This window comes from Paenibacillus melissococcoides, from assembly GCA_944800085.1.
GTDB classification, from domain to species: domain Bacteria; phylum Bacillota; class Bacilli; order Paenibacillales; family Paenibacillaceae; genus Paenibacillus_B; species Paenibacillus_B melissococcoides.
In genome coordinates, this window is the sequence record CALYLO010000001.1 from 1,075,109 (window position 1) to 1,093,416 (window position 18,308).

General features: G+C 54.8%; 16 protein-coding genes and 1 pseudogene. 15 read left to right on the forward strand and 2 right to left on the reverse strand.

The window, feature by feature from the left end:
- Positions 1–74: 74 nt before the first annotated feature.
- The 11 genes from OCY70_RS04870 (at position 75) to OCY70_RS04920 (ending at position 10,786) form a co-directional block, all read left to right on the forward strand.
- Positions 75–911 (forward strand): helix-turn-helix domain-containing protein, encoded by an 837-nt coding sequence (locus tag OCY70_RS04870; RefSeq protein WP_213430609.1) that lies wholly within the window; start codon positions 75–77, stop codon positions 909–911.
- Between the two features lie 4 nt (positions 912–915).
- Positions 916–1,506, forward strand: coding sequence for an RNA 2',3'-cyclic phosphodiesterase (gene thpR / locus OCY70_RS04875; protein WP_213430608.1), 591 nt, complete (start codon positions 916–918; stop codon positions 1,504–1,506).
- Between the two features lie 288 nt (positions 1,507–1,794).
- The gene (locus tag OCY70_RS04880; RefSeq protein WP_261944721.1) at positions 1,795–3,636 is read left to right on the forward strand and encodes a hypothetical protein; all 1,842 of its coding nucleotides are present in this window, start codon (positions 1,795–1,797) and stop codon (positions 3,634–3,636) included.
- A gap of 325 nt (positions 3,637–3,961) precedes the next feature.
- Positions 3,962–4,114 (forward strand): hypothetical protein, encoded by a 153-nt coding sequence (locus tag OCY70_RS04885; RefSeq protein WP_213430606.1) that lies wholly within the window; start codon positions 3,962–3,964, stop codon positions 4,112–4,114.
- A gap of 444 nt (positions 4,115–4,558) precedes the next feature.
- Entirely contained in the window at positions 4,559–4,900 is a 342-nt protein-coding gene (rplS, locus tag OCY70_RS04890; protein WP_006676652.1) for a 50S ribosomal protein L19, read from the forward strand.
- 137 nt (positions 4,901–5,037) lie between these two features.
- Positions 5,038–5,661: a signal peptidase I gene (gene lepB, locus OCY70_RS04895; protein ID WP_213430605.1), complete on the forward strand. Its 624-nt coding sequence runs from the start codon at positions 5,038–5,040 to the stop codon at positions 5,659–5,661.
- A gap of 36 nt (positions 5,662–5,697) precedes the next feature.
- Positions 5,698–6,588 carry a ribosome biogenesis GTPase YlqF gene (ylqF, locus tag OCY70_RS04900; protein ID WP_213430604.1) on the forward strand — a complete coding sequence of 297 codons (891 nt, stop codon included), beginning with the start codon at positions 5,698–5,700 and terminating at the stop codon, positions 6,586–6,588.
- Positions 6,589–7,332: 744 nt separating this feature from the next.
- Positions 7,333–7,995 carry a ribonuclease HII gene (locus OCY70_RS04905; RefSeq protein ID WP_213430603.1) on the forward strand — a complete coding sequence of 221 codons (663 nt, stop codon included), beginning with the start codon at positions 7,333–7,335 and terminating at the stop codon, positions 7,993–7,995.
- Positions 7,996–8,092: 97 nt separating this feature from the next.
- Positions 8,093–10,042 (forward strand): DNA ligase, encoded by a 1,950-nt coding sequence (locus OCY70_RS04910; protein WP_213430602.1) that lies wholly within the window; start codon positions 8,093–8,095, stop codon positions 10,040–10,042.
- Positions 10,039–10,359 (forward strand): EscU/YscU/HrcU family type III secretion system export apparatus switch protein, encoded by a 321-nt coding sequence (locus OCY70_RS04915; protein WP_213430601.1) that lies wholly within the window; start codon positions 10,039–10,041, stop codon positions 10,357–10,359. The genes OCY70_RS04910 and OCY70_RS04915 overlap by 4 nt, the downstream gene beginning before the upstream one ends.
- The gene (locus OCY70_RS04920) at positions 10,352–10,786 is read left to right on the forward strand and encodes a YraN family protein (protein WP_213430600.1); all 435 of its coding nucleotides are present in this window, start codon (positions 10,352–10,354) and stop codon (positions 10,784–10,786) included. Before OCY70_RS04915 ends, OCY70_RS04920 begins: the two co-directional genes overlap by 8 nt.
- A gap of 252 nt (positions 10,787–11,038) precedes the next feature.
- Here OCY70_RS04920 and OCY70_RS36525 read toward each other — a convergent pair.
- Positions 11,039–11,640: pseudogene (locus OCY70_RS36525) on the reverse strand (ISNCY family transposase); the annotation flags it as partial.
- Positions 11,641–12,624: 984 nt separating this feature from the next.
- On the opposite strand from OCY70_RS36525, the gene OCY70_RS04930 reads away from it, so the two are divergent.
- From OCY70_RS04930 to OCY70_RS04940, 3 genes are all read left to right on the forward strand, one after another.
- A complete protein-coding gene (locus OCY70_RS04930) occupies positions 12,625–13,038 on the forward strand; it encodes a hypothetical protein (RefSeq protein ID WP_213430599.1) in 414 nt (137 codons plus the stop codon).
- Positions 13,039–13,104: 66 nt separating this feature from the next.
- Positions 13,105–14,586: an IS5 family transposase gene (locus tag OCY70_RS04935; protein WP_261944494.1), complete on the forward strand. Its 1,482-nt coding sequence runs from the start codon at positions 13,105–13,107 to the stop codon at positions 14,584–14,586.
- Positions 14,587–14,594: 8 nt separating this feature from the next.
- Positions 14,595–15,062, forward strand: a complete 468-nt coding sequence (locus tag OCY70_RS04940; protein WP_261944720.1) for a hypothetical protein — start codon at positions 14,595–14,597, stop codon at positions 15,060–15,062.
- 116 nt (positions 15,063–15,178) lie between these two features.
- Here OCY70_RS04940 and OCY70_RS04945 read toward each other — a convergent pair whose 3' ends face one another.
- The gene (locus OCY70_RS04945; protein WP_213431277.1) at positions 15,179–16,717 is read right to left on the reverse strand and encodes a YifB family Mg chelatase-like AAA ATPase; all 1,539 of its coding nucleotides are present in this window, start codon (positions 16,715–16,717) and stop codon (positions 15,179–15,181) included.
- A 416-nt stretch (positions 16,718–17,133) separates the two neighbouring features.
- On the opposite strand from OCY70_RS04945, the gene sucC reads away from it, so the two are divergent.
- Positions 17,134–18,294: an ADP-forming succinate--CoA ligase subunit beta gene (gene sucC, locus OCY70_RS04950; RefSeq protein ID WP_261944719.1), complete on the forward strand. Its 1,161-nt coding sequence runs from the start codon at positions 17,134–17,136 to the stop codon at positions 18,292–18,294.
- The last annotated feature ends 14 nt before the right edge of the window (positions 18,295–18,308 follow it).

Consider the following 18,308-nt stretch of genomic DNA (forward strand, 5'->3'; position numbering starts at 1 on the left):
GCGGTTATAATGAAGATAGAGAGAATTCATTCGTTTTTGGACAAAATTAAGATTATGGAATGGAGCATGCAAGCATGGGAAAGCCGGAGCTGCTGCAGCGTTATCTGGCCAATGTGCGGCTGAGCGTGACCGATGCGTACTACACGAAATGCAATCCCGGCTGGCGCGAAACCGACTTTGTGCCGGAGTTCAACCGGATGTATTTGATACGAAGCGGAGAAGGGCGAATCGAGATCGACGGAACGGCCTATTATCCCGGGTCTGGCCACATGGTGATCATGCCTGCCCGCGTCATCCAGTCCTATGGAACGATTAGCGCCGATACCTACGAGAAATATTGGTGCCACTTCACGGCCCTGATCGGCGAGCGCCATTTGTTCCAGTCGATGCGGATTCCGTACTGCCTTACGCTGCCGGACGACGTGTTCCGGGAGGCGGAGAGCCATTTCCAGCGGCTCATCCGATGCCATGCAGGCGGAGACTGGACGGCGGAGCTGAACAAGCAGGCGATGCTGATCGAGCTGCTCAGCCTGTACTTCCGGACGGCGGGGCTGGAACGCATCGATCTGCCTTCGTCCCAGGCGCTGGACAAGCTGAATGTGGCCCTGCAGATGATGAACGAGCATCTGTCGGAGCGGCTGAATGTGCAGCAGTTGGCGGAACGGGTCCATTTTCACCCGAATTACTTCATTACCTTATTCCGGGAGCATATGGGAGAATCGCCGGTTCAATATATGAACCGGATGAAAATCGAGCGCGCGAAGCAACTGCTGCTGACGACGGCGTTGACGGTGACCGAAGTGGCCGATGCGGTCGGATTGGATGTATATTATTTCTCGCGCCTGTTCAAAAATAGTACCGGATTCAATCCAACGTCGTTCAAAGCGGCGCATAAGACGGAGGCGAAGTGAGCAGATGATGGCGGATACGGAAAACAAGATGCGGCTGTTTATCGGCGTGCCGCTGGGCGAGCCTGCCACCGCCGCCCTCGATAACTGGGCGAAGCAAGCGCGGCGCCAGTGGGCTTTTTCCCGTTGGGTTCATCCTGCGGACTACCATATCACGCTGCAATTTCTCGGCGACACTCCGGAGTCGAAGCTGGCGCCCCTGCTGGAAGGGTTGAAGCGGACGGCGGCCCGCAGCTCGCCGTTCCGGCTGGCCTTGGGCGGATGGGGCACATTCGGCCTCCCTGAGTCGCCGCGGGTGCTATGGGCAGCCGTCGCCGGAGATATCGATAGGCTTCATGAACTGCATCATCAGGTTCTGGAGACTACCTCTCCGCTTGGCTTCCTGCCGGAAGCGAGGCCGTACCGGCCCCATATTACGATGGCCCGCAAGCATAAGGGCACTGCGCCATGGGACCCGGCCATGCTGGAGGCGGATACGAACGGCGCGGCGGCGGAATGGACGGCGGATCGGTTCTGTCTGTTCCGGACGCATATGCAGGCGACGCCGATGTACGAGCGGCTGGGGGAGTTCCGGTTATCCGGTACTTCCGGTTCATAAAAAAGGGCTTGTTTTCACCCGCAGGACGTCCGGGGAAAACGGGCCCTTTTTCACATATATTTACGGGTTTGCCACCTTTATAATAAAAAAGACCTGTCCAATCGGCATTTTTCGCCATGAACAGGCCTTTAATGTCTTCGTTTTCGAGGACAGTACCAGACAGGAGGGGATGAGACACATTTTGAACAAGCGCATACACGCCGTTAACTGTCGGGAAAAGCTGTTATCGAACTATGACGATGCTGCGCCCTGCCGCCGTGAGTACTGGAAGGAATGGAGGAGAGACGAATGAACAGACTCGCATCCCGGGCCGGTCTGCTGCTGCTCATCGTATCTGCCGCCCTGATGGCCGGCTTCACGCAGGCGGACGAACCGCAGCGGGCGACATGGGTATGGCAGGCCGAGCGCATCGTTTCGGATCCGGAGCAATTGTTGTCTTTTGCCAAAAAGAATCAGATTGATGTAATGTACTTGCATATCCACCCGGATGTTCCGGGATCGGCATACCGCCAATTCGTGCGGCAGGCCGACAAGGAAGGCATTGAAGTGCATGCGCTGGCGGGCGATCCGACATGGGCGCTGCCGGAGTACCGCGGGCGGATGATGGATTTTCTTCACAAAATCCAACATTATAATGCTCAGGCAGCGGAAGATGAGCGGTTCCGGGGAATCCATCTTGACATCGAGCCGTATGTGCTTCCGCAATGGGAGGAAGACGCGAATGAGATTGCTCATGCGTGGATGGACAATCTCGATGTCTTCCTGGAGGCAGGACGGAAGGAAGGCAGCCTCGAGTTCGGCGTGGACATCCCGGTATGGTTCGACGGCTACGCCGGAACCGACCCGTCGGATGCTTCTTTGACGGAATCGGTCATGAAGCGCTTTGATTACACGACGCTGATGGCATATCGTCACGAGCTGGAAGGGGACAATGGCATCCTGGCCCTGATTCGCGAGGAGATGGCTATCGGGGACCGGCTTGGCACGAAGGTATTGGTCGGGATTAACGCCAAGCCGATGCCGGGAGAAGAGCATACGACCTTCGCCAATCAGGGCGCCGCGGCCATGAACGACGTTTTGAAGCAGATCGGCGCTTCTTTGGCGGGGCACTCATCCTATGGAGGAACCGCCGTTCACGATTACCGCTATTGGAATGACCTGCTGGCGCAGCAGCCGAATGTGCCCGATCCGGCGGAGCCGGAACCGAAGCCGGATCCACAGCCCGATCCAGGCCCGAAGCCTGATCCGGAACCGAACCACGACCCGGGTAAGCCTGAACCTGCTCCGGATCCCGACTGGGTCCCGGACGCTTCACCGATTGAACGCGTCAAGCCGATTGTCGGCACCTATATTTGGCGGGCCGAGCTGGCGATTCACCAGCCGGATGAGATTATCGCCTTTGCCCGGGACAAAGGCGTCAATCTGCTTTACGTCCGGTTGGATCTGGAGCAGCCGTACGAAGTCTACCGCTCGCTCGTGAAGAAGGCGTATGAGGCGGGCATCGAGATGCACGCCATGGGCGGCCATCCCGGCTGGGCCCTGAAGGATAATGCGCCGCGCATTCGCAGGCTGATCGACTACGTGAAGAAGTATAACCGCGCGGCGGAAGCGGATGAGCGGTTCCATGGCATCCATCTGGATATCGAGCCGTACGTGCTTCCGGATTGGTCGAGCCGCAAGGACGAGGTGCTGCGCCAATGGACAGCCAACATGAAGATGTTCGTGGAGGAGACGAAGCGGAATTCGAATCTGGAGACGAGCATCGATTTGGCCGTGTGGCTCGATCGGACGCTCCTGCCTGACGAGCCGGAGCTGTCGGTCAGCGAGTGGATGATCCGGACGATGGATCATGTGTCGATGATGGCGTTCCGCAACACAGCAGACGGCTCGAACGGCATTGCGGCCGTTGTCGACGATGAGATGCGCATGGCCGACCGGCATGGGAAGCCGCTCATCGTCACCGTCGAGATGAAGCAGAGCCCGGAAGGCGGCCATATCTCCTTCTTCGAAAAAGGCAGCGCCGAGATGAAGAAGCAGCTCTCTCTTCTCCCTGAACTATTGGGCGACTTCACCGCCTATATCGGCAATGCGGTGCATGCCTATGATTATTGGAAGGAAGCGAAGCCTTGATGCGGCTGGAGTTAGGCGTGTCTGACCGTTAATCCGGCCAAACGAGACCACTTTCCCTTCAGGGTATGGTATCCTTGATGGAGAAAGTGGTCTTTTGTATTTGCGGACCGAAGCCGCGTTTAGGCTCTCGTGAATGCTGGGCGGCCTGTGTACGCCTTATTGTCCGCATGCCCTAATTCGGGATGGTATAGGAGGATACGAATGCCATGATATAAATCGATTCGCAGATTCGCCGAACTCCTTCGCTCTATCAAATTGACCATGCAGTGAGAAAGAGATAGCAAGAGAACGGATAGAAGGCGTGCTGGAGGACTGCATTGAATTTTTGAGTGATATCGGTTACGGGGACGGGGCCTATTTTCATTTTTATGGCGGCCTGGTTGAAGTGGATGAGATTTATGACGCTTTATATGATGAGGACGAGCATACAGAACTGCAGCATGTGCTGTTGTTCGGAGACAATGGTTGCGGGCGATGAGGTAGGCTTCCTGGCGACGGACGGCTGGGAGCTTATCGAAATATGGCATGATGATAACCTGTCGCTTCATTGACCGCGAGGAACAAAGCTTTGAGGAATCCGTGCGCCGGCTGTTCGATCCGAACCAATAAGCGCAAATTGCCCGGCACCACGCTCAATCGCTTGCTTCCAGGCGCAGAGCATCACAAAAGCAATGGAGCGCCTGTTTTATTTACGGGAAAACGGATCATACTGAATAATGACGCTATGCGCTCGACAAGACCGTTTGCGCGGACAGACTGAAAATACGCTGAATACATAAATTATTTTCTTGTAATCGGTTCGACGGTATGCTAGAATTATTTCTGTTGTTTGGAATACGGTGGTCCTCTATATTCGATGAGGTCGAGCGCATGGAGCGCTCCCGAGATGTATGAACACCTGTGTGGAAGGAGGGAGTCCAAGATGAATATCGTTCAAGCAATTACGCAAGACCAGCTTCGCAAGGATATTCCTAGCTTTCGTCCCGGCGATACTTTGAAAGTATATGTAAAAGTTATCGAGGGATCCCGCGAGCGTATCCAGTTGTTCGAAGGTGTGGTCATTAAGCGTCGTGGCGGCGGAATCAGCGAAACATTCACCGTTCGTAAGATTTCTTACGGCGTAGGTGTTGAGCGTACGTTCCCGCTTCATACGCCTAAAATCGATAGAATCGAAGTGGCTCGCCGTGGTAAAGTGCGTCGTGCGAAGCTTTATTATCTTCGCAATCTTCGCGGTAAAGCAGCGAGAATCAAAGAAATCCGTTAAGGAACCGGGGGCTTGCTTAGCTGCAAGTCCCTTTTGCTATTTTATTCCACGTAAGTGGCCGAAACTTGCATGTTTGCCTACCGATAGCGTATGATATGACTGCATAGCAGCAATTCGAGGAAAGCGGGGCACTGCCGATGGATCAACACGACCAAATGATGCAACCGAATGCGGCGGAAGAGCCGCCAACCAAAAAGACGCAAACGAAAAACGAGCTTCTGGAGTGGGTGAAAGCGATTGCGATCGCCGTGGTGCTCGTCGTCATCGTGCGATGGCTGTTATTTGCTCCGTTTATCGTAGACGGCCCTTCCATGGAACCGAATTTTTGGACGGGCGAGCGACTTATTGTGAATAAAGTCTTGTATGATTTCCGTGAGCCGAAGCGCGGGGAAGTGGTCGTCTTCCACGTACCGGAGGAGAATCGCGATTTGATTAAGCGGGTTATCGGCGTGGCCGGGGATACGATTGACTACCGCGGCGACGATCTGTACGTCAATGGCAATAAGGTTGAAGAACCTTACATACAAGAAGCGCTGGACGAAGCTCACAAAAACGGCGAGCTGTACAATGACCGCGATTTCCCGAATGATCTGATTCAAAAGAACACCGTGCCGGAAGGGTATATTTTCGTGATGGGAGATCACCGGAACAACAGCACGGACAGCCGCATGCTTGGATTTATTTCGTTGAAGGACGTCATCGGAAGAGCGGATGTTATTTTCTGGCCGCTGTCGCATGCGAAGTTTGTACAACACCACTAGGCAGGCAGAGACTGAATCACCAGGAGGTGGATGCCGATGACTATCCAATGGTTCCCCGGGCATATGACGCGCGCCCGGCGGCAGATCCAGGAGAAGCTCAAGCTCATTGATGTCGCCATCGAACTATTGGACGCGCGGTTGCCCATGTCCAGCCGCAATCCGATGATTGGCGACATTTTGCAAAATAAGCCGCGGCTCATTTTATTGAACAAGGCGGATCTCGCCGATCCGGAAATGAATGCGCGTTGGCTGCAGGCGTTCCGCGGCGAAGGGCATGCGGCGCTCGCGATCGACGCCTCGACAGGCACGAACGTCGCCCAGATCCCTGGCGAAGCCCGGAAGCTGCTGGAAGAGAAAATTCAGCGCCAGCTCGCCAAGGGGATGAAGCCGCGCCCGGTGCGCGCGCTTATTGTCGGCATACCGAATGTCGGCAAATCGACGCTCATCAACAAGCTGGCTGGCCGCAGCGTGGCCGCGACCGGCGATCGCCCAGGGGTCACCAAGGGGCAGCAGTGGATCAAGGTCGGGTCTGAGATGGAGCTGCTCGATACGCCGGGCATTTTGTGGCCCAAGTTCGAGGACCAGGAAGTCGGCTACCGGCTCGCGGCGACCGGAGCGATCAAGGATGAGATATTGAATGTCGAAGATATCGCGTTCTACACAATCAAGCAGTTGGCCGACCAGTATCGGGAGCGGCTCAATGAACGCTACGGCCTCGATATTCCGCCGGAAGGCGGGCGGGAACAGGATGAGATTGTCGAGATCATGGAATCGATCGGCCGCAAGCGCGGATGTCTGATGGCTGGCGGACGCGTCAATCTGGAGAAAGCGTCAAGCCTCATCCTGCGCGATATGCGCGGAGGCAAGCTGGGCCGGATAACGCTCGAGGAGCCGTATTCCTTCCTCGTCAATGAGAACGGGAATTGAACGGGAAAGCGCCGTATGCGCCGATTCATCGGACGCGCGGCGTTTTTTTGATCCACGTCCCAAAATTTTCAGCGCTCGCTCCATTTCCCTTGGCGGTCAACCCGCATATGAAGCCGCAGCATGGCACAGGAGCCATTTTCCACTCCGCAAGGGAGAACTGGAACTCCATATGTGAAGGTTCTTATGAGCACTCTCCCATCGCGTCAGGGAATGGGTATGCGTGTAGGATCTTACGGGTACTCTCCCGTCGAGTCAGGGAATGGGTATGGATGGAGGAGCTTATGACTATTCTCCCATCGGGTCAGGAATGCATGCATACTACCTACAACCAATATACCCTGAGCTCAGAAAGCAGTGCTTGCGTTACCATTTCCAGCCTGATTTTGGCTTATTGTCTATGAATATATGAAAGCAGCGCTTTATATAAACTGACGGAAAGGGATAATGGGTGAAAAGGATGGGGAAGGGAAGGTCAACCTGACTAAAAGGGAGACTGGTGAAAAGAGCCGGGATGATGGCTTATCACCAACACATGTAAGGCCGCCATCCGCATGAAAAAACGAGCGAATCCGAATTCGGCAAGGTTTGGCATATTATTCCACTAGCAGAACATATGTCGTTATTTGGCGTATAGATAGTAGATATGAGGTACCCGATCGTAACGGGATGCTCTGCCAACCGGGGCGGATGATGGACAAGTTGAGGAGAAAACAGGCGAGTGAAGTGCAGGAAAGGGGATAGATTATGGGTCAGCGCAAGATAGCGGATCCGGAAGCGGAAGCGATCGATCTGACCGCATGGGAGAAGCGGTTATGGGAGGAAGGGCTTCAGTATGTGGCCGGCATTGATGAGGTCGGGCGGGGCTGCCTGTTCGGCGATGTGGTCGCGGCGGCTGTCATACTGCCCGCGGGCGTCGTGATTGAGGGGATAAATGATTCAAAGAAGTTGTCGGCGAAAAAGCGCGAAGCGCTCTATGAAGAGATAATGGAATGCGCGATCGCTTGGTCTGTGGCCCAGGTCGATGCGTCAACCATTGATCGCATCAACATTAAGCAGGCTTCGCGCCTGGCCATGAAGCAGGCTGTCGAGGGGCTCGGCGTCCGCCCTGACATGCTGCTAATCGATGCGGAGCGGATTGATTGCCCGCTGCCGCAGGAAGCGATTGTGAAGGGGGACGCGAACAGTCAATCTATCGCGGCGGCCTCGATTGTCGCCAAGGTAACGCGCGATCGGCTGTGCGCGGGCTTGTGGGACGAGCTCTACCCTGATTATGGCATTGCCGTACATAAAGGATATGCAACGAAGCAGCATCGCGAGCAGTTGGAGCGGCTTGGTCCGACGCCGATGCACCGCAAATCGTTCCTCAAGTCGCTCTTCCCGGAGGAGGAGCAGTTGAGCCTGTTCTAGGGGTGTGCGGTCCTATGGGCCTCTGGTCCGGCTTATATTCCGGCCTCCGTTTGCCGATATAGAAGTATATTTGTTTTTAAGGAACGGGGGTTGGCTTGTGAATATTTCGCAGATGGTGCGCGGCTTGGTTGGGGAGGCGAGACCCGGCGAGCAGCGGACGTTGGAATTGAAAAGCGGCCAGGTGGTGCGCGGCACCGTCTCCAGCGTGGCCGAGAACGGACGCGAGGCTGTCATTCAGATCAACGGGGTGCCGGTGCGTGCTGTCCTGGATACGCCGATGCGCCCGGGACAGACGGCTTGGCTTCAGGTGCAGGGCCAGCAGGCGGACGGCATGATTATGCTGAAGGCGGCTGACGGTCCGGCGTTCGCTCAGCTCCCTTCGATAGAGGAAGCGTTGAAGCAATCCGGTCTTCCGGACGAGGGTTGGGCTCGAAGACTGCTGCACGAACTGCAAAAGGGCGGTCTGCCGCTGACGAAGGAGCTTGCCTCGCGGTTGGCGCAGGCATTGGCGGCCAAGCCGCAAGGCGTTCCGGCCGAGCAATGGATGCAGGCAGCCGGTCTTGCATTGCGCCGCCAGCTGCCGTTGAGCGGCGAGACGCTCCGCGGCCTGCAGCAGGCGATGTTCGGCAAGCCGCTCAATGATCTGCTTGCCGGCTTTCAGCGTGCGGGCGAGGCTGCGCTTGCCCGAAGCGCGGGAGGATCGGCGGGCGGGGCAGCTCCTTGGGCTGCGCCGCTTCGGGAAGCGCAGGCGCTGGTTCGCGACATTATGGCGTCGCTGCCGCGCATGAATTCCGCTCCCAGCGCCGGGACGAGCAGCCAAGCGTCAGCTCCGGCCGCCGCGGGAGGGAGCCCGGCGTCGACGGCCGCGGCTTCGGCTGCGGAGCAATCCGCGGCAGGCGGCTCGCCAGCAGGGAATGCTGCCACGCACGCGGGCAGCGGCCCCGCTGCCGGGTCAGCCGCAGGCGCTCCGCCAGCGGCCTCTGGAGCGGCTGGGCTTGCGGCCTCAATGGCCGCTGCTGCGGACGGTGAAGGCGCTCCCGGCGGGACTGCGCCTGCCGCCACCGCGCCCGCCGCGGGCGGAGGCGCCTGGATTGGGCGCCTGCTGCAGCTGCTCGGCGTGCCGCATGAGCAGCAGGTGCACCGCGCGGCCGTCCTGGAGATGACGGCCGCAGGCAGCGGGACGCCGCAAGGCGAAGGCGTCCCGGGACGCGGCGCGGCGGCGGAGAGCACCGCCGTCCGGCCGCAGCCCGGCCAAGCCGCGACGCCAGCGGCTGGCGCGGCTTCAAGCGCAGCGGCGCAGGCCCCGGCGATGCCGGGAAGGCCTGCACCGCCAGAGGCGGCAGCGCGCCCTCAAGCGCTGCAAGCGCCCGCGCCGGGCGGCACGCCGGAGCAGGCTCCGGCCGCCGAGCCCGGAGCCGCAGCGCGTGCCGCCGCCGCCACAGCGCCGGAAGCGGCTCAGGCGCAGCCGCAGCAGAGCGCGGCGCAGGCGACCGCCGCGCCGGCGGAGTCGCTGAAGAGCGCGCTGCTTCAGCTCCTCCAGAGCGAGACGCTGCCGCCGGCAGTTCGCGAGGCGGCGCAGCAGCTGGTCCATCAGATTACCGGCCAGCAGCTGCTGTTGACAAGCGACCGGCAAGCGCCGTTCACGCATGTCACCCTGTTCGTGCCGCTTGTGACGCCGGACGGCCAGCAGACGGCCGCCGTCCATATCCAATCGCGGCAGAGCCGCCGGGGCGAGCTGGAGTCGGACAACTGCCGCCTCTGGTTCGATCTGAACATGAAGGCGCTGGGCCGGACGCTCGTCGACGTTCAGGTCGTGGAGCGGGCCGTGGCGCTTCATATTCATCAGGCGGATGAGGACATCGGCGAATGGCTGGGCGGGTTCCGCGGCGAGGTGGAGGAAGCGATGAACCGAATCGGTTATCAGTTATCGGCGTTCCGCATTTTGCCGATGCCAGAGACGAAGGCGGATGAGCCAAAGAACCGGACCGGGATTGATATGGACGATTATGCGCTTCAGCCGTACAAAGGGGTAGATATAAAAATATGAAAGACCCGGAAGCAGCATCCCGGACAACCGGGCGATATCAACGGAAGACGGCGGTCGCGCTGTCCTATAAGCCGGACCAGCATGAGGCGCCGGTTGTCGTCGCCAAAGGGCAGGGACAGCTGGCCGAACAAATATTGGAGAAGGCGAAGGAGAGCGGCGTGCCAATCCAGGAGGACGCGTCTTTGGTGGAGGTGCTCTCCAAGCTGGACATCGACCAGCAGATTCCGGCCGAGCTGTATCATCTGGTCGCGGAAGTGCTGACCTTCATCTACCGGACCGATCAACGGGCCGAGAAAGGATGGAATCGTCATGAATGAGTTCCGCAGCGGCGCGGAGAGCTTCATGCAGGATAAGCGGACAGAGAAAAAACGGAGCGGCGGTCTCAAGCGGAAGGAGAAGGGGGCTGTCGCGGAACGGCTGGCAGCCGAGCGGCTTCAAGTGACCGGCTATCGCATTATTCACAGGAATTGGCGCTGCCGCACAGGCGAGATTGACATCGTCGCACGCGACGGAAACTGCTGGGTTTTCGTCGAGGTGCGCAGCCGGTACGGCGCCGCTGGGGCGGAGGAGGCGGCCGAAGCGATTGACTGGCGGAAACAGCGAAAGGTAAGAGCCGTGGCCGAAGTGTACGTGAACCGTTACCGGCTCCATGAAGCGGAGATCCGCTTCGACGCTGTCGCGGTTGCCCTGGACGCCGACTCTTCTCTTCCCCCGGGCATTACGGTGTACCGCAATGCATTTTGAAGTTTAACTGAGAATGATCTCGTATGTTGCTTGGACAAGTACCGGATCATTTTGCAACGCTTTGGTGGGGAGGCCGGAATTGTAGACGTTACCGATTTAACAGTTTAACCGGAGTTGCTGCGTCATCATTAAGCTCTGAATTAGTCAAGCACTGAGTGGCGATTTATACATGAAAAAAGTGTGTCAATCGTTTGTGAAAATGTCACTTTAACTGTGCTATGAAAATGTCACTTGTGTGATCAGAGGTCAGCCTTACCAGGTGACCTCTGCATAGCTATTATGCTGTGAATACATTGCAACTTGGAACGAACTGCTTTTTGTGGTACGTTTATTTCTAGTTTTATCATAGGTGGTTTTCCACGGATGATTCTGGGCGGGTTTGCGTGGCGACGCAGAACTCGCCTTTTTTGATGCAGCCGGTTTGCGCTGAGGCTTCTGCGTTTCTTTCAGTGCTCAAGGCTGTCCCTGGTGCGACAACAATACGTCCCCTGTTAACGTCTCCCGCACTTCAACCGTCGTTTTGGCATCCAGACGTAGCGAAGCAGGCTGGGCAAGGGTATAGTACTTTCCGTTGTACGAAAGGGTGTTTCCGGTCCCGCGTTAGCTTCTTACAGCGTCTGAATGCCAAGAAGCCGCAGTTCGATCACCAAGCGGTCCAGAAACGTTTGCCAAAGCCGCTCTACCCGTCCCTTGGCTTGCGGCATAACCGCCTTAATGTGCTCAATATGCAAGGCAGCCATCGCTTTGCCGAAGTGGGAGAGCTGCTTCTCCTCAGCGAGCTTTTGCTCGAGCGTCAGCTTTTCGTTAGGCGATCGGAAAATCGTATGCCGATCACTGTAAGGCCCCAGGGGAATGACTTGGCGTTCTGATAAACCAAGCGCTCCCGCTCCCTACCTATTCCTCATCCGCCCATCTCTTATTTTCTCCACAACGAGTACCTTCTCCATTTCTGCTTTCGTCAATGTTATTATTTCCTGTCCCATACTGACATTATCACGGACGGATGACAATACATGAAAATGTTTACTTTTAAGGGGATTTAATTTATAATTCACTTAAAAGGATTATAGTGGAATATTTTTGATACATATTCATTCGGTGAAGTGCAGATATGGCAACAGTTTAATCCGATCAAAAAAACGTCATCTTATTGCTTATTTCCTCTATTAGTTTTTTTACTACGGTATTACACCCCCATTAAAATTTCACATAATCACAGTACTAACTAAAATGGTTGTATGCTAGCTGTCTGCTCATGTATGTCTACAATAGCTGAAAAATTCCGGTAATAAGCTGAAAAATTCCGTTGTCTGAATGGAGGTAACCGGATGTGAAAAAACATATATTGGTTAGAGCGCTGTTATTCGGTATATTTGCATATACATTGAGGTTTTTATTTGATGGTGTTTTTGATGTAAGGGATGTAATAGCTCCAATAATTTTTATTCTTCTCTGTGTAAATGAGTACTACTACAAAAAAAAGAAAACTCAAAAAAAATGAAGTGACATATAATGTGCTTATTTAATATCACTTATATGGGAAATTAAATTGGGAGGGGATGATATCGATACGTAGATATGACAAGTAGTCTAGGAAGGTGGTAATGCCTATATTTAGAGCATTTGCAAGATGCAATCGAACTGATAAATTATAGTTTCCGGTAACTAAATAGGGATCCCAAATCTTTGAATCAAATCTGCATCTAGATACACCTCTGGCATACATTTCACATATGGAAAGTAATTCAAAAAAGATTGTCTTCTTACAATACTAAGACTGACTGACTTTTGATATTAGTTAGAGAGAATGCTCTTAATTAAAAAATAGAGGTGTCTATATGTGGTTTTTAAGATTAAAGTCTAAGGTAATGATTTCTATTGTATTCATTTTTTCGATGATGTTTTCAACGACCTTTATTTACGCAGATAGTCAGCTTGTTTTGCCTAATAAGCCTCCTAATGCACCTAGTGCTAAAGTGAGTTTTAATGATATTGTTACATTAAATAAAAATATTGGGTTAAATAAAAATCAGGTTCGTAAAATTAGAGATGTTAAGGTTGTTGAAAATATAGAGAAGCGAATTTCTAACAATTCTGAGCTTCAAGCTTTTACTGGGTTGAATAAAGATGAGTTGAAAAAAAACTTAAATCAAGTAATCTACCTTGGTAAATCACAAGAACTATATTCGACTTACTTAGGGCTTGCTGAACAATCATTTTTCAAAGGTTTTACAAGGATTTCTGGACTCTAACTCGAAATAAAATGCAAGGAGAATGCGAATTTCTTGCAAAAAATCGTGCACGTGGAGTGAGCCGACATGTATCGTAGAACCGAAAGCCAGCTTCAGTTGTTCGAAGATTTCTACTTGCCGTTTGGCGGTAAATTAAATAAGGAGAACCGTTGGGTTCAACTGGCCGCTATCATCCCGTGGTGGCGGGCAGAAGAACTCTACGCGAAGTCGTTCAAGAAATCAATGCGCGGTCAGATCCCTTTGTCTGTTCGTATGGCTTTGGGAGCGCTGTACATTCAGGAACGTATGCAGCTCGATGATCGAGAGACGGTCCAGCAGATCGCCGAAAATCCGTACTACCAGTACTTCCTTGGGCTGCCGGCGTTCCAAGATAAGCCTCCGTTCCATCACTCGCTGTTGACCCATTTCCGCAAGCGATTGGGTGCGGATGTCATTGAACGAATCAACGATTGGATTTTGGAAGAGGACGCAGAGCGAAAGAAGCAGGAACAAAACAAGAGCGATCCTCAAGATCCTCCAGGCAGCGGCCATGGCTCTGATGGAACATCCGTTAATGAAGACGGCAAAAGCAAAGAGAAACCATGCAACAAAGGCACCTTGATGCTCGACGCGACCTGCGCACCGGCCGACATCTCGTATCCGACCGATTTGAAATTATTGAACGAGGCGCGGGAAAAACTCGAAGCGATCATCGATGTTCTGCACGAGCCTTTCGTCGGGAAGGCCAAGAAACCGAGAACGTATCGTCAAACCGCCCGCAAACGCTACCTCGAGATCGCCAAGAAACGGCGAACGGGTGCCAAAGCCATCCGGAAAGCGGTTGGCAAACAGCTTCGTTATGTTTCGCGTAATCTTCGCATCATCGAAATGCTGGCAGCGAAAAGCAGCTTGAATCAACTGGGTTCGCAGCAGTATCGGCAATTGCTCGTCATTTCCGAGCTGTATCGTCAACAGCAAGAGATGTACGACAAACGGACACACTCGGTGGAAGATCGAATCGTCAGTCTTTCCCAACCGCATGTACGGCCGATTGTCCGCGGGAAAGTGAATGCTCCCGTCGAGTTTGGAGCAAAGCTGGCGATCAGTCTGGTGGACGGTTACGCTCGAATGGAGAAGCTGTCCTGGGATAACTTCAACGAAAGCATGACACTGAAAGCTTCCGTGGAGTCGTTCGTCCAGCGATATGGGTGTTATCCGGAAGCCATTCTAGCCGACCAAATCTACCGAAATCGGGAGAACCTTCGCTATTGTAAGGAGCACGGCATCCGTTTGAGTGGTCCAAACTTAGGGCGTCCGAAGAAAGAAGCGGAACCCGATCGGAACCAGGCCAGACAGGATGCTTCAATGCGTAACGCAATCGAAGGAAAATTCGGAGAAGGCAAACGCTCCTACGGACTGGGGCGTATTCGAGCACGCCTTCGAGAGACAAGCGAAACGGTCATTGCCCTGCAACTGCTTGTTATGAATCTCGAACGCAAGCTGCGCGTTCTCTTTTTGCCGATTTTCAGACTGCTGCTGAATCTGTGCCGTCAGCCTCTGTGGGCCTAAAAGGCAATATGTTCAGCAAGCCCTACTTAATAACATTTGAATCCTCCACTAATTCATGGACAGTTTTATCAATATATGATGCTGATAGAGACTTACTAATTGATTCTTTGAATTTTACACATGCCGCAAATGATCTCTGGAGAATAGACAGCAGGAATGTTGGAATTGTATTTGAAGGAACAAAAGCAGATGTCGAAATACTCAAAAGTGGAAACAAACAAGATAGAGAGAGACTTAAAAAGGACTTTCAAAAAAAATACAACGTTAATATTCAGGAGAAATCAGGCAAAACCTTTCTAAGTGATGCATTTTCGTTGTTAGTCACACCTACAGTATCTGCACTGGATTGTAATGCCAGTAGCGAAACATGTTCATGGGTTTCAATACCATACTGTGCAGCTGCAGGTCTTGCAGGGTTTTGGCCTAGTGTGGCGTGTAGTGTCGTTATGCAATTGGTATGCAGTAAATGCGATTAAGCACTTGTGTTCAAAGAGTTTTTCGCCGCTCGCTCCCCTTGAGGGGATGAGAGCGGCGTTTTTTTTTCAGCGCCCCACGCGGAAGGCGGCATAGTGAGGGAAAGTTGCGTTAGAAGTTACCCCTCCTTGCGCCGATCGAGCGAGCGGTATTGAATCGCTTCCGCGACATGGGAGGCTCCGATCGAATCCTGTTCCTCCAGATCGGCAATCGTCCGCGCAAGCTTCAAGAGCCGATCATGCGCCCGCAGGCTTAGGCCCAATTGATCATAGGCCTGCTGCAGAAGTTGCTCCGCCTCCGGCGTTATCACGCAGTGCCGGCGCAGCAGCGAGCCGGAGAGCTCGCTGTTGAAGCGCAGCTTCAAGCCTGTGTAGCGCCGGGCTTGACGCCGGTGAGCCTGAAGCACCATGGAACGCATCTCGGCCGAAGAGAGAGACGGGCCTTTCCATTCCGTGACCGGAGAGCGGGGTACCTCGACCTGCATATCGATCCGGTCGAGCAGCGGCCCGGACAATTTGGCCCGGTATTGCGCCAGCCGTACCGGAGTGCAGCGGCAGTCGCCCTCGGAGGATGAGCTGTACCCGCAAGGACACGGGTTCATGGAGGCGGCCAGCATGAAATGGGCGGGAAAACGGTACACCGCCCGCGCCCGTCCGATCGTGACATGCCGATCCTCCAGCGGCTGCCGCAGCACCTCCAAGGCTTGCCGGGGGAATTCGGGGAGCTCGTCGAGGAAGAGCACGCCATGATGAGCCAGACTTACCTCGCCCGGCTTCGGAATCGATCCTCCGCCGATGAGACCGGCGGAGGAGATGGAGTGATGCGGCGCCCGGAAGGGGCGATCCCGCATCAGCCCGCCGCCCGCCCGGACCCATTTGCCGGACACGCTGTACAGCTTCGACACTTCCAATGCCTCGTCGTCGCTGAGCGGCGGCAGGATCGTCGGAAGGCGGCGGATGAGCATCGTCTTCCCGGTGCCCGGAGGCCCCGACAGAATTATATTGTGCATGCCGGCCGCAGCCACGATGAGGGCGCGCTTCGCATGGAGCTGTCCGTAGACATCGGCATAGTCTTCCGGCCGATTGGATATTGCGCATTCTCCCTGTCCCTGGCGCGGCGCGACCGAATCAGTCCCGGCAGACCAAGGAGCGAGCTCCTCCAGCCGGAGCAGCTCATGCAGATGCCGCAGCGGATAAATGTCCAGCCCCTCCACGAGAGCCGCTTCCTCCGCATTGTCGCAGGGGACGAGCATCCGCTTGAAGCCCTGCTTGCGCGCTTCGTCGGCCAGAGACAATATGCCGGGAACCGGCCGGGTCGAACCGTCCAACGCAAGCTCCCCGACCAGCAGCATGTCCTGCAGCGGTTCCGCAGGCAGTTGCCCGCTCGTACACAGCAGCCCCGCCGCGATCGCCATATCGAAGGATGTTCCTTCCTTGCGCACGTCGGCCGGCGCAAGATTGACCGTGATTCGCGCAAGCGGGAACTTCCAGCCGCTGTTGCGGACGGCTGCTCGCACCCGCTCGACCGATTCGCGGACGGCCGCATCGGGCAGACCGACGAGATTCACGTTCGGCAAGCCTGGCGAGATGTCGATTTCGACCTGGATAAGCCGGCCGTCGACGCCGCATACCGATGCGCTCCACAATTTCCCATACATGTAAAAACACCTCTCCTTCCTTCATCGTGGCCGCACAGGCCGATGCAGGGGAAAGGTGCTTCCTTATCGTCCCTAAATATATTAATATTATAGGAGTATGACAGCTCCTCCGTCAATGGATATGAGATTCATCTCATTAATAGATGATAATGATATCAAAAAAATGTACTTTCTGCTCGAAATAGAGAGGAAAGCGTTTTTAAAACATGATACAATATTGGAGGACTGTATATATTTTCCGCGGAAGAACGCGTTTTTTTGAAGCGATGGAAGCGGTTCCGCGTTCACGGCCGCGCCAGGAGACGGAGCACGGCAGATTCTGTCTGTAACGGATACGGTCTATCATGCTACCGGCTCCAATGGCTACGCGTCGCTACACGGCCTAAGAGGCTAACGATGGGTTAGGGGGATGCACAATGAATATTCATGAGTACCAAGGCAAGGAAGTATTGAAGCAATACGGCGTTGCGGTTCCGAACGGCAAGGTTGCTTTTACGGCAGATGAAGCCGTTGAAGCGGCGAAGGAGCTCGGAACGTCCGTTGTCGTGGTGAAAGCTCAGATTCATGCTGGCGGCCGAGGCAAGGCGGGCGGCGTCAAGATTGCGAAAAACCTGGACGAGGTGCGCGCATACGCGTCGGAACTGCTCGGCAAAGTGTTGGTAACGCATCAGACAGGCCCGGAAGACAAGGAAATCAAGCGCTTGCTCATCGAGCAAGGCTGTGACATCAAGAAAGAAAATTATGTCGGCGTCGTCGTGGATCGCGCAACCGGCCGCGTCGTGATGATGGCTTCGGAGGAAGGCGGCACCGAGATCGAGGAAGTGGCAGCGAAGACCCCGGAGAAAATTTTCAAGGAAGTTATCGACCCGGCTGTCGGCCTGCAAGTGTTCCAGGCGCGCCGCCTCGCTTATGCGATCAACATCCCGGCAGAATTGGTCAACAAAGCGGTCAAATTCATGCTGGCTCTCTATCAGGCGTTCGTTGACAAGGATTGCTCCATCGCGGAGATCAATCCGCTGGTCGTGACCGGCGACGGACAAGTGATGGCGCTTGACGCAAAGCTGAACTTCGACTCTAACGCGCTGTTCCGCCACAAGGACATTCAGGAGCTGCGCGATCTCGACGAAGAGGACGAGAAGGAAATTCAAGCGTCGAAATTCGACCTGAGCTACATCGCGTTGGACGGCAATATCGGCTGCATGGTGAACGGCGCCGGACTGGCGATGGCGACGATGGATATTATCAAATATTACGGCGGAGAACCGGCCAACTTCCTTGATGTGGGCGGCGGAGCCACGACAGAGAAGGTAACGGAAGCATTCAAGATCATCTTGTCGGATGACCAAGTAAAAGGAATCTTCGTCAACATCTTCGGCGGCATTATGCGCTGCGACGTCATTGCGAACGGCGTCGTGGAAGCTGCGAAGCAAATCGGACTGGATCGTCCGCTCGTCGTCCGTCTGGAAGGGACGAACGTCGAACTCGGCAAGCGCATCCTGAACGAGTCGGGATTGAACATTGTCGCGGCGGATTCGATGGCGGATGGAGCGCAGAAAATTGTCGCTTTGGTTCAATAATTTTGTCGACGAGG

Excerpts from the sequence above, each read along its gene's own strand:
- OCY70_RS04870 (WP_213430609.1), top strand. The coding sequence starts at position 75 with ATGGGAAAGCCGGAGCTGCTGCAGCGTTATCTGGCCAATGTGCGGCTG.
- OCY70_RS04920 (WP_213430600.1), top strand. The coding sequence starts at position 10,352 with ATGAATGAGTTCCGCAGCGGCGCGGAGAGCTTCATGCAGGATAAGCGG.
- sucC (WP_261944719.1), top strand. The coding sequence starts at position 17,134 with ATGAATATTCATGAGTACCAAGGCAAGGAAGTATTGAAGCAATACGGC.
- thpR (WP_213430608.1), top strand. The coding sequence starts at position 916 with ATGATGGCGGATACGGAAAACAAGATGCGGCTGTTTATCGGCGTGCCG.
- OCY70_RS04915 (WP_213430601.1), top strand. The coding sequence starts at position 10,039 with ATGAAAGACCCGGAAGCAGCATCCCGGACAACCGGGCGATATCAACGG.
- OCY70_RS04940 (WP_261944720.1), top strand. The coding sequence starts at position 14,595 with ATGTTCAGCAAGCCCTACTTAATAACATTTGAATCCTCCACTAATTCA.
- OCY70_RS04930 (WP_213430599.1), top strand. The coding sequence starts at position 12,625 with ATGTGGTTTTTAAGATTAAAGTCTAAGGTAATGATTTCTATTGTATTC.
- rplS (WP_006676652.1), top strand. The coding sequence starts at position 4,559 with ATGAATATCGTTCAAGCAATTACGCAAGACCAGCTTCGCAAGGATATT.
- OCY70_RS04945 (WP_213431277.1), bottom strand. The coding sequence starts at position 16,717 with ATGTATGGGAAATTGTGGAGCGCATCGGTATGCGGCGTCGACGGCCGG.
- OCY70_RS04935 (WP_261944494.1), top strand. The coding sequence starts at position 13,105 with ATGTATCGTAGAACCGAAAGCCAGCTTCAGTTGTTCGAAGATTTCTAC.
- OCY70_RS04905 (WP_213430603.1), top strand. The coding sequence starts at position 7,333 with ATGGGTCAGCGCAAGATAGCGGATCCGGAAGCGGAAGCGATCGATCTG.
- ylqF (WP_213430604.1), top strand. The coding sequence starts at position 5,698 with ATGACTATCCAATGGTTCCCCGGGCATATGACGCGCGCCCGGCGGCAG.
- OCY70_RS04880 (WP_261944721.1), top strand. The coding sequence starts at position 1,795 with ATGAACAGACTCGCATCCCGGGCCGGTCTGCTGCTGCTCATCGTATCT.
- lepB (WP_213430605.1), top strand. The coding sequence starts at position 5,038 with ATGGATCAACACGACCAAATGATGCAACCGAATGCGGCGGAAGAGCCG.